The organism is Pantoea sp. EKM20T, from assembly GCF_011800485.1.
Lineage (GTDB): Bacteria > Pseudomonadota > Gammaproteobacteria > Enterobacterales > Enterobacteriaceae > Pantoea > Pantoea agglomerans.
The window spans coordinates 83,676-97,141 of record NZ_JAALFW010000012.1 but is presented as its reverse complement, the minus strand read 5'-3'; the positions used below and the strand labels follow the sequence as shown (position 1 = coordinate 97,141).

The window sequence follows — 13,466 nt, the reverse complement described above, 5'->3', positions numbered from 1 at the left end:
CATGTCAGAACGTTTACACAATGACGTGGATCCGATTGAAACTCGTGACTGGCTACAGGCGATCGAATCGGTCATCCGTGAAGAAGGTGTTGAACGTGCACAGTATCTGATTGATCAGGTACTGGGTGCAGCCCGCAAAGGCGGCGTAAACGTGGCTGCAGGATCTTCTGCAATCAGCAACTACATCAACTCTATTGCCGTTGAAGATGAACCCGACTATCCGGGCAATACCTCTCTTGAACGTCGTATCCGTTCCGCAATTCGCTGGAACGCCATCATGTCGGTGCTGCGCGCATCGAAGAAAGATCTGGAACTCGGCGGCCACATGTCCTCCTTCCAGTCTTCTGCGACGATTTATGAAGTGTGCTTCAACCACTTCTTCCGCGCGCGCAGTGAGAAGGATGGCGGCGATCTGGTCTATTTCCAGGGCCACATCTCTCCCGGCATCTATGCCCGTGCGTTCCTTGAAGGTCGTCTGACCGAAGACCAGATGAATAACTTCCGTCAGGAAGTTGACGGTAAAGGCCTCTCTTCTTATCCGCACCCGAAATTAATGCCGGAATTCTGGCAGTTCCCGACCGTATCAATGGGTCTGGGTCCGCTGTCGGCTATCTACCAGGCGAAGTTCCTGAAGTATCTGGAACACCGTGGCCTGAAAGATACTTCTGCTCAGACCGTTTACGCCTTCCTGGGTGACGGTGAGATGGATGAGCCAGAATCCAAAGGCGCGATCACCATCGCGACCCGTGAAAAACTGGATAACCTGGTCTTCATCATCAACTGCAACCTGCAGCGTCTGGATGGCCCGGTGACCGGTAATGGCAAGATCATCAACGAGCTGGAAGGCATCTTTGCCGGCGCTGGCTGGGAAGTGATCAAGGTCATCTGGGGCGGTCGCTGGGATGAGCTGCTGCGCAAAGATACCAGCGGCAAGCTGATTCAGCTGATGAACGAAACCGTCGACGGCGATTACCAGACCTTCAAATCCCGTGATGGTGCCTATGTGCGTGAGCACTTCTTTGGTAAATATCCGGAAACCGCCGCGCTGGTTAAAGATCTGTCCGATGATGAAATCTGGGCATTGAACCGTGGCGGCCACGATCCGAAGAAAATCTACGCGGCACTGAAAAAAGCGCAGGACACCAAAGGCAAGCCAGTACTGATCCTGGCGCATACCATCAAAGGTTATGGTATGGGCGACACCGCGGAAGGCAAAAACATTGCCCACCAGGTGAAGAAGATGAACATGGATGGCGTGCGCTATATCCGTGATCGCTTCAACGTGCCAGTTGCAGATGACAAAATTGAATCACTGCCGTACGTGACCTTTGAAAAGGGCTCTGAAGAGCACACGTATCTGCACGGTCAGCGTGAAAAGTTAGGCGGCTACCTGCCAACGCGTCAGCCGAAGTTTACTGAAAAGCTGGAAATGCCAGCACTCGAAGAGTTCAGTGCGCTGCTGGATGAGCAGAACAAAGAGATCTCAACCACCATCGCCTTTGTACGTGCCCTGAACGTGATGCTGAAGAACAAGTCGATCAAAGATCGCCTGGTTCCGATCCTCGCTGATGAAGCGCGTACCTTTGGTATGGAAGGTCTGTTCCGTCAGATTGGTATCTACAGCCCGAACGGTCAGCAGTACACCCCGCAGGACCGCGAGCAGGTTGCTTACTACAAAGAAGACGAGAAAGGCCAGATTCTGCAGGAAGGGATCAACGAGCTGGGCGCAGGTTCATCCTGGCTGGCTGCGGCGACCTCTTACAGCACCAACAACCTGCCGATGATCCCGTTCTACATCTATTACTCGATGTTCGGCTTCCAGCGTATCGGCGATCTGATGTGGCTGGCGGGCGACCAACAGGCGCGCGGCTTCCTGGTCGGCGGCACCTCAGGTCGTACTACCCTGAACGGCGAAGGTCTGCAGCATGAAGATGGTCACAGCCACATTCAGTCGCTGACTATCCCGAACTGTATTTCCTACGATCCTTCTTACGCCTATGAAGTCGCTGTCATCATGCATGACGGTCTGGTGCGTATGTATGGCGAAGCGCAGGAGAACGTTTACTACTACATCACCACGCTGAACGAAAACTACCATATGCCAGCAATGCCCGCTGGTGCAGAAGAGGGTATCCGTAAGGGTATCTACAAACTGGAAACGGTAGACGGCAGCAAAGGCAAAGTGCAGCTGCTGGGCTCAGGTTCTATCCTGCGTCATGTGCGTGAAGCTGCGCAGATCCTGGCGAAAGATTACGGTATCGGCTCTGATGTCTACAGCGTCACCTCGTTCACTGAACTGGCACGTGATGGCCAGGATTGTGAGCGCTGGAACATGCTGCATCCGACAGAAGAAGCGCGCGTACCTTACATCGCTCAGGTGATGAACGACGCACCTGCTGTCGCCTCAACCGACTACATGAAACTGTTCGCTGAGCAGGTTCGTAGCTATGTCCCGGCCAGCGATTATCGCGTACTGGGTACCGATGGCTTTGGTCGCTCTGACAGCCGTGAGAACCTGCGTCATCACTTTGAAGTTGATGCATCTTATGTGGTGGTTGCCGCGCTGGGTGAGCTGGCTAAACGCGGCGAGATCGAGAAGAAAGTGGTGGCCGACGCGATCACCCGATTCAATATCGATGCCGATAAAGTTAACCCGCGTCTGGCTTAAGAGGTAATAGAGTAATGGCTATCGAAATTAAGGTACCGGATATCGGGTCTGACGAAGTTGAAGTCACCGAGATTCTGGTGAAAGTTGGCGACAAGGTGGAAGCCGAGCAGTCGCTGATCACCGTGGAAGGCGACAAAGCCTCAATGGAAGTGCCGTCGCCGCAGGCTGGCGTAGTGAAAGAGATCAAAATCTCTACCGGTGACAAAGTTGAGACCGGCTCACTGATCATGGTGTTTGATGCTGAAGGCGCTGCGGAAGCAGCACCTGCCGCCGCCGAAGAGAAAAAAGCGGACGCGGCGCCAGCGCCAGCCGCTGCTGCGGCCACGGCCAGCAAAGAAGTGGCTGTGCCGGATATCGGCGGTGACGAAGTTGAAGTCACTGAGATCCTGGTTAAGGTTGGCGACAAAGTCGAAGCCGAGCAGTCACTGATTGTGGTGGAAGGCGATAAAGCGTCGATGGAAGTCCCGGCTCCGTTCGCGGGTGTGGTCAAAGAGATCACTATTTCCACCGGCGACAAGGTCAGCACCGGTTCAGCCATCATGGTCTTTGAAGCAGAAGGCGCAGCACCGGCCTCTGACGCGAAGCCAGAAGTGAAAGAAGAAGCGGCATCGGCACCTGCCGCGGCTGCAGGCGCCAAAGACGTTAACGTTCCGGATATCGGCGGTGATGAAGTTGAAGTTACCGAGATCCTGGTCAAAGTCGGCGACAAAGTTGAAGCTGAGCAGTCACTGATTGTGGTTGAAGGCGACAAAGCCTCTATGGAAGTGCCTGCGCCGTTTGCAGGTACCGTCAAAGAGTTGAAAGTGGCGACCGGCGATAAAGTCAGCACCGGCTCACTGATCATGGTGTTCGAGGTCGAAGGTGCTGCTCCGGCTGCCCCTGCGGCCGCGAAACAGGAAGCTGTACCGGCTCCTGCTGCCAAATCTGACGCTAAAGCCGCGGCACCCGCTCCAGCTAAAGCGGAAAGCAAAGGTGAGTTCGCAGAGAACGACGCTTACGTTCACGCTACCCCGGTGATCCGTCGCCTGGCGCGCGAGTTCGGTGTTAACCTGGCGAAAGTCAAAGGCACCGGCCGTAAAGGTCGCATTCTGAAAGAAGACGTGCAGGCTTACGTGAAAGAGGCCGTGAAACGCGCTGAAGCGGCACCAGCTGCGGCCAGCGGCGGCGGTCTGCCAGGCATGCTGCCATGGCCGAAAGTTGATTTCAGTAAGTTTGGCGAAATCGAAGAAGTCGAACTGGGTCGTATTCAGAAAATTTCTGGCGCGAATCTGAGCCGTAACTGGGTAATGATCCCGCACGTTACGCATTTCGACAAAACCGATATCACCGATCTGGAAGCCTTCCGTAAGCAGCAGAATGCTGAAGCAGAGAAGCGTAAGCTGGATGTGAAGTACACCCCGGTGGTGTTCATCATGAAAGCGGTCGCGGCGGCGCTTGAGCAGATGCCACGCTTCAACAGCTCGCTGTCTGAAGATGCACAGAAACTGACGCTGAAAAAATATATCAACATCGGTGTGGCGGTTGATACACCAAATGGCCTGGTGGTTCCGGTCTTCAAAGACGTGAACAAGAAAGGCATCACCGAGCTGTCGCGTGAACTGATGGCGATTTCGAAGAAAGCGCGTGACGGTAAGCTGACAGCGGGCGACATGCAGGGCGGATGTTTCACCATCTCCAGCCTGGGCGGCCTGGGCACTACGCACTTCGCGCCGATCGTGAACGCGCCGGAAGTGGCTATCCTGGGTGTCTCTAAATCGGCGATGGAGCCGGTGTGGAACGGTAAAGAGTTTACTCCGCGTCTGATGATGCCGATTTCTCTCTCCTTCGACCACCGCGTAATCGACGGTGCTGATGGTGCACGATTCATCACCATCATCGGCAATATGTTGTCTGACATTCGTCGTTTAGTTATGTAAATGTAAAGAAGGCCGGCGGAAGCCGGCCTTCCTGTAACGATTCGTCGCGCCGCGGTTGGCAGTTTGTTAACAATTCTGTAAACTCTTGCGGTGAAAGTCCCGGTGGAACAAGGGCATTATAAGAAAGTCTGACCCGCCGGATATCAATTAAGAGGTCATGATGAGTACAGAGATTAAAACCCAGGTCGTAGTACTTGGGGCAGGTCCTGCAGGTTACTCTGCAGCCTTCCGTTGTGCGGATTTAGGTCTGGAAACCGTACTGGTAGAGCGTTACAGCACCCTGGGTGGTGTTTGTCTGAACGTCGGTTGTATCCCATCTAAAGCGCTGCTGCATGTTGCTAAAGTGATTGAAGAGGCGAAAGCCCTTGAAGAGCACGGCATTGTGTTTGGCCAGCCATCTACTGATATCAACAAGATTCGCAGCTGGAAAGAGAAGGTTATCAACCAGTTGACTGGCGGCCTGTCAGGAATGGCAAAAGGTCGTAAAGTCACCGTGGTTAACGGCCTTGGCAAATTCACCGGTGCTAACACCCTGGTGGTTGAAGGAGAAGGCGGCGCGACCACCATCAACTTCGATAATGCCATTATCGCTGCGGGTTCACGTCCAATCGAACTGCCATTCATTCCACATGAAGATCCACGTGTCTGGGACTCTACCGATGCGCTGGAACTGAAAGAAGTGCCGAAGCGCTTGCTGGTCATGGGCGGCGGCATCATCGGTCTGGAAATGGCGACGGTTTATCATGCGCTGGGTTCAGAGATTGATGTGGTTGAGATGTTCGACCAGGTTATCCCGGCTGCGGATAAAGACGTGGTGAAAGTCTTTACCAAGAAAATCAGCAAGAAATTTAACCTGATGCTGGAAACCAAAGTGACCGCCGTTGAAGCAAAAGACGATGGCATTTACGTTTCAATGGAAGGTAAAAAAGCACCAGGCGAAGCGCAGCGTTACGACGCGGTGCTGGTGGCGATCGGCCGTGTGCCGAACGGTAAAGGTCTGGATGCCGGTAAAGCGGGCGTGGAAGTGGACGATCGCGGCTTCATTCGCGTCGACAAGCAGATGCGCACCAACGTGCCACACATCTATGCTATCGGCGACATCGTCGGTCAGCCAATGCTGGCGCACAAAGGCGTGCATGAAGGCCACGTGGCGGCAGAAGTGATCTCCGGTCTGAAGCACTACTTCGATCCGAAAGTGATCCCTTCAATTGCCTATACTGAGCCAGAAGTTGCCTGGGTCGGTCTGACCGAGAAAGAAGCGAAAGAGAAGGGCATCAGCTACGAGACCTCCACCTTCCCGTGGGCAGCCTCAGGCCGTGCTATCGCTTCTGATTGTGCAGACGGTATGACCAAACTGATTTTCGACAAAGAGACGCACCGGATTATTGGTGGCGCGATTGTCGGTACTAACGGCGGCGAGCTGTTAGGCGAAATCGGTCTGGCGATTGAGATGGGTTGTGATGCGGAAGATATTGCGCTGACCATCCACGCTCACCCGACCCTGCATGAGTCAGTCGGTCTGGCGGCAGAAATCTTCGAAGGCAGCATCACCGATCTGCCTAACGCGAAAGCGAAGAAGAAATAACTTTCTGCTACTAAAGAAGAAAGCTCCCGTTATGGGGGCTTTTTTTTCGCCTGGAGTTTGGTGCTGTATGGCAAGAATCGATTTGGGTTAAGACTAAAGGTAACCCCAATAACCCTGAAAACGTTGCCTGTGAGAGTTATTAGAGTTATCGTGCTTTCATCGGGACGCGACAGGACACAGGGATGGATAGCAGCACGTTAATTTCCGAAATGAAGGCTGATGGCTGGATTCTGACAGGGATAAACGGTAGCCATCACCATTTCACACATCCGACAAAACCGGGGCTGGTTACAGTACCCCATCCTAAAAAAGACTTACCGATCGGTACGGTAAAGAGCATCAGGAAACAAGCGAGAATTTAATCCCGCTTGCCCGTAGAGGTATGAATATGTTTTATCCAATCGCGATTGAAGCGGGTGATCACGAACACGCATACGGCGTAATCGTTCCCGATTTACCAGGGTGTTTCTCTGCCGGGGATACTCTTGATGAAGCCATTAAAAACGCCAAAGAGGCTATCACAGGGCATATCGAATTATGTGTAGAGCTCGGTCATGAGATCCCTGCCGTGTCCATCATTGAGACTCTGGCCACGAATCCTGACTATCAGGGTTATATCTGGGCATTGGTTGATGTAGATGTCATTCGTTTGCTGGGCGGCTCTGAAAAAATCAATGTCACTTTACCCAAGTCGTTAATTGATCGGATTGATCGTTGTGTGGCTTCACACCCCGAATACAAAAGTCGCTCGGGCTTTCTGGCTCAGGTAGCGCTTGAGCGTATTACTGCTCCGATTAACAGGCCTCAAAAGTAAGTCTGAGCGATAGCTAAATTTATTGGTGGCAGAGGAATCAAAAGGCACCGTTTATGAGTTTTTACCCCTTAAGCCGTTGCTATGATCTTTCTCCCGTATGGTCAGGTTGATGTCTTTGATGATGCTTTTATCCAGATTGATAAAACCGGCGTAAAAATGCATATTCCGGTGAATCTGGATGGACTGCTGCTGATTCTCTTCCTGACTCTTACAAATCAGTGAGTTACTGATCTTTAAATACGTGAATTTAGTTGTGATTTTTTTATGAGGGTAAAATCATCATATTTTACAGCTACATACATTAAGAGTGTTCCCCGCTCTAGCGGGGATAAACCGCATTGATGATGGAGGTGGCCAGACATCTGGCCTGTGATCCCCTACGAATGTGAATATCAGAGTCAGGCCCGATGAAAAAAAAGAACAGCACTCCCACACCTCACGATGCCACTTTCCGGCAGTTTCTCTCACAGCCGGACATTGCCCGCGACTTCATGGAACTGCATCTGCCCGCCGAACTGCGCGCTATATGCGACCTCAGCACCCTGAAACTTGAATCCGGTTCGTTCGTTGAAGACGATCTTCGCCAGTATTTCAGCGATATCCTCTACAGCCTGAAGACCAGTAACGGGGATGGGTACATACACGTCCTGGTTGAGCATCAGTCTACGCCGGACAGGCATATGGCATTCAGGCTGATGCGATACGCTGTGGCGGCTATGCACCGCCACCTTGAAGCGGGCCATAAGCAGCTGCCGCTGGTTATACCGGTACTGTTCTATACCGGCAAACGCAGCCCTTATCCGTATTCAACACGCTGGCTCGACGAATTTGAAGACCCTTCGCTGGCGGAAAACCTCTATGGCAGTACCTTTCCACTGGTGGATGTCACGGTGATCCCGGATGAGGAAATCATGGGGCACCGCAGCATGGCGGCGTTGACGCTGTTACAGAAGCACATACATCAGCGTGACATCGCGACTCTCACCGATCGGCTGGCCACGTTACTGATGGCTGATTATCTTTCTTCACCCCAGGTAACAGCTCTGATACACTATTTACTGCAGGCAGGCGAGTCGGCTGACTCCGAAGCCTTCGTGCGCGAACTGGCACAGCGAGTGCCGCAACACGGAGACGCACTTATGACCATCGCACAGCAGCTGGAGCAGAAGGGCATCGAGAAAGGTATTCAGCTTGGTGAACAGCGTGGAATCGAGAAAGGCCGAAATGAAGGCAAAGTCGAAGTTGCCCGCACTATGCTGCAGAACGGCATTGACCGTAACACCGTCATGAAAATGACCGGTCTCTCAGAAGATGAACTTTCACAGATCCGTCACTGATTTTGATGTCAGAAAACGGCTCGGCAACGTAAAGCCCTGCACTACAGGGCTTAACAAATTTAATGAAACGCAGGCGCTGCTCATCAGTTAGTGCGCTGACACAGTCTCCCGGGTTAACTGACTATAATTACGAGCGTGCTTTTCTGCCATTCCCGAAACTCATCACAAAGCAATTCGACTGTTATGACAAAATTACCGGGGCTCCTGGCTGAAACATCAGGATAGGTGGAGTTCCTGGGAGGAAGCGAAGAGGGCTGCAGATCAGCAGGGCATAACCTTCCTGGATGCTAAAATTCAGGGGCCGGCTAAGGTCTGGCTTATCCCTTTCACTGTTTCCAGTACACCCGGTAAACACAATATGGGATGCTGGACGGTGGCTCTCTGACAGTCAAATTCTCAGAAGATTAGGCAGCAAGCTAACCTTCATCTAACCACGCATCTCCCATGCAGCCACCCGTTCAATAAACATCTGCGCCAGGGCAGTAATGGCGCTGTTGCCGGGTAGTCTTTCTTCATTGATATACATCACCAGCGAACTACTGCGTCGGCGGCCCTGCAGCAGCGGCAGGGGACGGAGCTCACCGCTCTCTAACAGCGCGGCGATATTCTGTTCCGGCAGCCAGCCATAACCTAACTGATGCTGGACCGCTTCAATGGCTGCCGACAGCGTCGTGAATGACCAGTTCTCCGCCTGATCGCCATTGACCTCCGACTGCTGCTGTTGCTGACGATCCAGAATGGTAATGCAGGGCCAGCGTGCCAGCGTAGCAGCACTAAGCGGGGCGGATTCGCGGTGCAGCGGGTGGTCGCGATGGGCGACGGCGACGAAATCGACACTCATCAGGCTTTCGCCTGCTAACGGCGTGTCGCCATATTGTGCCACCAGCCAGAGATCAGCCTGATTTTCCGCCAGTCTGTCAGGCGTTTCGCTTCGGACGATTTCGCTAAACCAGATGCGGACATGCGGATAGCGTTGCTGAAAGGTCTGAAGCACATCGAATAGCAAGGGTTTGGGCAGAGTCGCATCGACCATCAGATCGATGCGCGACCGTTCGCCGCGTTGCAGTGCACTGGCCTGCGCCTCAAGCGCGCCGAATCCCTCCAGCAGCGGACGCACCTGTGCCAGCAACTGATGTCCCTCTGCACTCAGGACAGCGCGGCGGCCCTCCTGCTGAAGCAGGGTCAAACCCAGCCGCTGCTGTAACAGGCTCAGCTGATAACTCAGTGAGGACTGGCTGCGATTGTTCTTCTCCGCTGCCAGCGCAAAACTCCCCTCATTCACTACTGCGTCGAGCAGATACCACTGTTCGAGTGTTGTCTTGTACATGCTCACTCATCTAAAAATTAAATTATTTAGTGCTAAAAATAGCGTTATTCATCGGTTTTGTAACGAGCAATAATCTCCTCAAGGAAAACAAATGAGGAATTAACCATGAGCACTTTCGATAAACATGACCTGTCTGGCATCGTCGGCAAACATCTGGTTTACACTTATGACAACGGCTGGAATTACGAGCTCTACATTAAAAATGCCAGCACCATCGACTATCGCATTCACAGCGGTATGGTCGGTAATCGCTGGGTTAAAAATCAGCATGTCTATGTCGTCCGTCTGGCGCAGGATGTCTATAAAGTTTCCTGGACTGAACCAACCGGAACCGATGTCAGCCTGGCCGTTAATCTGGCTGATAAAATTTTCCACGGCACCATCTTCTTCCCGCGCTGGGTAATGAATAATCCGGAAAAAACCGTCTGCTTCCAGAATGATCATCTGGAAGAGATGGCAAAATTCCGCGAAGCGGGTCCGGCTTATCCAACCGAAGTGATTGATGAGTTCGCGACGCTGACCGTAATCCGTGATGTGGGTGAAAATAACGAAAGCGTGATCGACTGTCCGCCTGACCAGTTGCCCGCCAATTTTCCGGAAAATCTGAAAAATTAAACATGCACAGAAGAGGTCATGACGACCTCTTCTGAATAGCAGTTTCTGTCTTGTAGCTTCTGACGTGTAACTTGCGAGAATGAAAAAGAGATTTACCGACCAGGGTTTTATCAGTAGTAATCAGCAGGACGAATTCGGTTTCAGTTGCATCAGGCTGATTTCCGGCCTGGTGTTGTTATCCTCCTGAGCTCACCTCCGCTGTACCCCATAAACACGCCGGCTTCTATTCCTGCCAGTTATCTATTTCCCTGAATCACTTCGCTAAAGCCACGGCAAAACTGACATAAACCTGCAGCCATTTGTGTGGAATGCGGTACGCTGCAGAGAGAACCATTCAGCCGACTCAGCTGGCTGATGCAGGGAGTTAAGCGGGCAGAATGGCCGTAGTGGATTATGTTGTATTTTTGTAAACAGATTAACAAACAGACGAAATACTGCTATTCTGCCCTCCGCGAAACCGGGCACCTCAACCTGGACGAGAAAGGGAAGATTGTTCTCCATAAGTGAGCAAGGTGGTCGGAAAGCCCTACATAATGAGAGCGAGGATAACGTCGTGCTAGAAGAATACCGTAAGCACGTTGCCGAGCGTGCTGCCCAGGGAATTGTACCTAAGCCTTTAGAGGCTTCCCAAATGGCCGCGCTGGTTGAACTGCTAAAAAATCCACCTGCGGGTGAAGAAGAATTTTTGATCGATTTATTGGTCAACCGCGTCCCACCTGGCGTCGATGAAGCGGCGTATGTCAAAGCCGGTTTCCTGGCGGCTGTCGCCAAAGGCGAAGCAACCTCTCCTCTGATATCTTCTGAAAAAGCGGTTGAACTGCTTGGCACCATGCAGGGCGGTTACAATATTCATCCGCTGATTGAGGCGCTGGACGATAGCAAACTGGCTCCGATTGCCGCGAAAGCCCTTTCACACACGCTGCTGATGTTCGACAACTTCTATGATGTCGAAGAGAAAGCGAAAGCGGGTAATGAATACGCGAAGCAGGTGATGCAATCCTGGGCAGATGCGGAATGGTATCTGTCACGGCCTGAACTGGCAGAGAAGATCACGGTTACCGTGTTTAAAGTCACTGGCGAAACCAACACCGACGATCTCTCTCCGGCCCAGGATGCCTGGTCACGTCCAGACATTCCTCTGCACGCCCTGGCGATGCTGAAAAATGCCCGTGAAGGCATTGAGCCTGATGACGCGGGCAATATCGGCCCGATCAAACAGATCGAAGCTCTGAAGACCAAAGGTTTCCCGCTGGCGTATGTCGGTGATGTTGTCGGAACCGGTTCTTCACGTAAATCCGCCACCAACTCGGTGCTGTGGTTTATGGGCGACGACATCCCGAACGTGCCAAATAAAAAAGGCGGCGGCGTGGTGCTGGGCAGCAAAATTGCACCCATCTTCTTCAACACCATGGAAGATGCGGGCGCACTGCCCATTGAAGTGGACGTAAACAACCTGAACATGGGCGATGTGATCGACATCTATCCATTCAAAGGCGAAGTCCGCAACCACGAAACCAATGAACTGCTGGCCAGCTTCGAGCTCAAAACCGAAGTAGTAATTGACGAAGTGCGCGCCGGTGGCCGTATTCCGCTGATCATCGGTCGCGGTCTGACCACCAAAGCGCGCGAGTCGCTGGGTCTGCCGCACAGCACCGTATTCCGTCAGGCGAAAGATGTCGCGGAGAGCACCCGTGGTTTCTCGCTGGCGCAGAAAATGGTTGGCCGCGCCTGTGGCGTGACCGGAGTTCGTCCGGGTGCCTATTGCGAACCTAAAATGACGTCGGTTGGCTCGCAGGATACCACCGGCCCGATGACCCGTGACGAGCTGAAAGATCTGGCTTGCCTGGGCTTCTCGACCGATCTGGTGATGCAGTCGTTCTGTCACACCGCCGCGTATCCGAAGCCGGTGGATGTGAGCACGCACCATACGCTGCCAGACTTCATCATGAACCGCGGTGGTGTGTCACTGCGTCCGGGTGACGGCATTATCCACAGCTGGCTGAACCGTATGCTACTGCCGGATACCGTTGGTACCGGTGGTGACTCGCACACCCGTTTCCCTATCGGCATCTCTTTCCCGGCGGGTTCAGGCCTGGTGGCGTTTGCCGCCGCGACTGGCGTAATGCCGCTCGACATGCCGGAATCGGTTCTGGTGCGCTTCAAAGGTAAGATGGAGCCAGGTATTACCCTGCGCGATCTGGTTCACGCCATTCCGCTGTATGCCATCAAACAGGGTCTGCTGACCGTTGAGAAGAAAGGTAAGAAAAACATCTTCTCTGGTCGCATCCTGGAGATTGAAGGTCTGCCGGATCTGAAAGTCGAGCAGGCGTTTGAGCTGTCCGATGCGTCAGCAGAACGTTCCGCTGCGGGCTGTACCATCAAGCTGGATAAAGCGCCGATTATCGAATACCTCAGCTCTAACATCGTGCTGCTGAAGTGGATGATCGCAGAAGGCTACGGCGATCGTCGTACGCTGGAGCGTCGCATTGAAGGTATGGAGAAATGGCTGGCCGATCCTCAGTTGCTTGAGCCGGATGCCGATGCTGAATATGCCGCCGTGATCGAAATCGATCTGGCTGAAATCAAAGAGCCAATCCTCTGTGCGCCAAACGATCCGGACGATGCACGTCTGCTCTCTGACGTTCAGGGTGAGAAGATCGACGAAGTGTTTATCGGCTCATGCATGACCAACATTGGTCACTTCCGTGCTGCGGGTAAACTGCTGGATAGCCACAAAGGCCAGCTGCCAACCCGTCTGTGGGTGGCACCGCCAACCAAGATGGATGCGGCACAGCTGACCGAAGAGGGCTACTACAGCGTATTCGGCAAAAGCGGTGCGCGTATCGAGATCCCGGGCTGTTCACTCTGCATGGGTAACCAGGCACGTGTTGCAGATGGTTCGACGGTGGTCTCTACCTCGACCCGTAACTTCCCGAACCGTCTGGGTAACGGCGCTAACGTCTACCTGGCGTCAGCGGAGCTGGCTGCGGTCGCGTCTCTGCTTGGCAAACTGCCAACGCCGGATGAGTATCAGCAATTCATGGCGCAGGTCGATAAAACGGCCAGCGACACGTATCGCTATCTCAACTTCGACCAGCTGACGCAGTACACCGACAAAGCTGATGGTGTGATTTTCCAGACCGCGGTCTGATTCTTCACCTTGCAGGCATGAATAAGGGGCGATGATTCGCCCCTTTTTTTCGT

At 53.1% G+C, this 13,466-nt stretch carries 9 protein-coding genes and 1 pseudogene; 9 read left to right on the top strand and 1 reads right to left on the bottom strand.

The features are described 5' to 3' along the window. Nucleotide 1: 1 nt before the first annotated feature. The 7 genes and pseudogenes from aceE to HFD94_RS18630 all read left to right on the top strand — a co-directional run bounded on the left by aceE (nt 2) and on the right by HFD94_RS18630 (nt 8,320). Nucleotides 2-2,668 carry a pyruvate dehydrogenase (acetyl-transferring), homodimeric type gene (gene aceE / locus HFD94_RS18660; protein ID WP_010253944.1) on the top strand — a complete coding sequence of 889 codons (2,667 nt, stop codon included), beginning with the start codon at nt 2-4 and terminating at the stop codon, nt 2,666-2,668. Between the two features lie 14 nt (nt 2,669-2,682). Continuing rightward, nucleotides 2,683-4,584 carry a pyruvate dehydrogenase complex dihydrolipoyllysine-residue acetyltransferase gene (gene aceF, locus HFD94_RS18655; protein ID WP_167433374.1) on the top strand — a complete coding sequence of 634 codons (1,902 nt, stop codon included), beginning with the start codon at nt 2,683-2,685 and terminating at the stop codon, nt 4,582-4,584. Nucleotides 4,585-4,744: 160 nt separating this feature from the next. Further along, nucleotides 4,745-6,169, top strand: a complete 1,425-nt coding sequence (gene lpdA / locus HFD94_RS18650) for a dihydrolipoyl dehydrogenase (protein ID WP_010253950.1) — start codon at nt 4,745-4,747, stop codon at nt 6,167-6,169. Nucleotides 6,170-6,351: 182 nt separating this feature from the next. After that, entirely contained in the window at nt 6,352-6,531 is a 180-nt protein-coding gene (locus tag HFD94_RS18645; protein WP_167433373.1) for a type II toxin-antitoxin system HicA family toxin, read from the top strand. Between the two features lie 26 nt (nt 6,532-6,557). Next, nucleotides 6,558-6,983, top strand: a complete 426-nt coding sequence (locus tag HFD94_RS18640; protein WP_167433372.1) for a type II toxin-antitoxin system HicB family antitoxin — start codon at nt 6,558-6,560, stop codon at nt 6,981-6,983. Between the two features lie 81 nt (nt 6,984-7,064). After that, nucleotides 7,065-7,154, top strand: a pseudogene (locus HFD94_RS23060) (CRISPR-associated protein Cas1); the annotation flags it as partial. A 236-nt stretch (nt 7,155-7,390) separates the two neighbouring features. Beyond that, nucleotides 7,391-8,320 (top strand): Rpn family recombination-promoting nuclease/putative transposase, encoded by a 930-nt coding sequence (locus HFD94_RS18630; protein ID WP_089414566.1) that lies wholly within the window; start codon nt 7,391-7,393, stop codon nt 8,318-8,320. A 427-nt stretch (nt 8,321-8,747) separates the two neighbouring features. Here the strand turns inward: HFD94_RS18630 and HFD94_RS18625 are convergent, their stop codons facing one another. Further along, nucleotides 8,748-9,647 (bottom strand): LysR family transcriptional regulator, encoded by a 900-nt coding sequence (locus HFD94_RS18625; RefSeq protein WP_122459250.1) that lies wholly within the window; start codon nt 9,645-9,647, stop codon nt 8,748-8,750. Between the two features lie 105 nt (nt 9,648-9,752). Here HFD94_RS18625 and HFD94_RS18620 point away from each other — a divergent pair, with 105 nt between their 5' ends. Together HFD94_RS18620 and acnB are read left to right on the top strand one after the other, a co-directional pair. Continuing rightward, nucleotides 9,753-10,262 (top strand): phenolic acid decarboxylase, encoded by a 510-nt coding sequence (locus HFD94_RS18620; protein WP_010253965.1) that lies wholly within the window; start codon nt 9,753-9,755, stop codon nt 10,260-10,262. 553 nt (nt 10,263-10,815) lie between these two features. Further along, entirely contained in the window at nt 10,816-13,413 is a 2,598-nt protein-coding gene (gene acnB / locus HFD94_RS18615) for a bifunctional aconitate hydratase 2/2-methylisocitrate dehydratase (protein ID WP_031593569.1), read from the top strand. The last annotated feature ends 53 nt before the right edge of the window (nt 13,414-13,466 follow it).

Excerpts from the sequence above, each read along its gene's own strand:
- HFD94_RS18625 (WP_122459250.1), bottom strand. The coding sequence starts at position 9,647 with ATGTACAAGACAACACTCGAACAGTGGTATCTGCTCGACGCAGTAGTG.
- aceE (WP_010253944.1), top strand. The coding sequence starts at position 2 with ATGTCAGAACGTTTACACAATGACGTGGATCCGATTGAAACTCGTGAC.
- HFD94_RS18620 (WP_010253965.1), top strand. The coding sequence starts at position 9,753 with ATGAGCACTTTCGATAAACATGACCTGTCTGGCATCGTCGGCAAACAT.
- lpdA (WP_010253950.1), top strand. The coding sequence starts at position 4,745 with ATGAGTACAGAGATTAAAACCCAGGTCGTAGTACTTGGGGCAGGTCCT.
- HFD94_RS18640 (WP_167433372.1), top strand. The coding sequence starts at position 6,558 with ATGTTTTATCCAATCGCGATTGAAGCGGGTGATCACGAACACGCATAC.
- HFD94_RS18645 (WP_167433373.1), top strand. The coding sequence starts at position 6,352 with ATGGATAGCAGCACGTTAATTTCCGAAATGAAGGCTGATGGCTGGATT.
- HFD94_RS18630 (WP_089414566.1), top strand. The coding sequence starts at position 7,391 with ATGAAAAAAAAGAACAGCACTCCCACACCTCACGATGCCACTTTCCGG.
- aceF (WP_167433374.1), top strand. The coding sequence starts at position 2,683 with ATGGCTATCGAAATTAAGGTACCGGATATCGGGTCTGACGAAGTTGAA.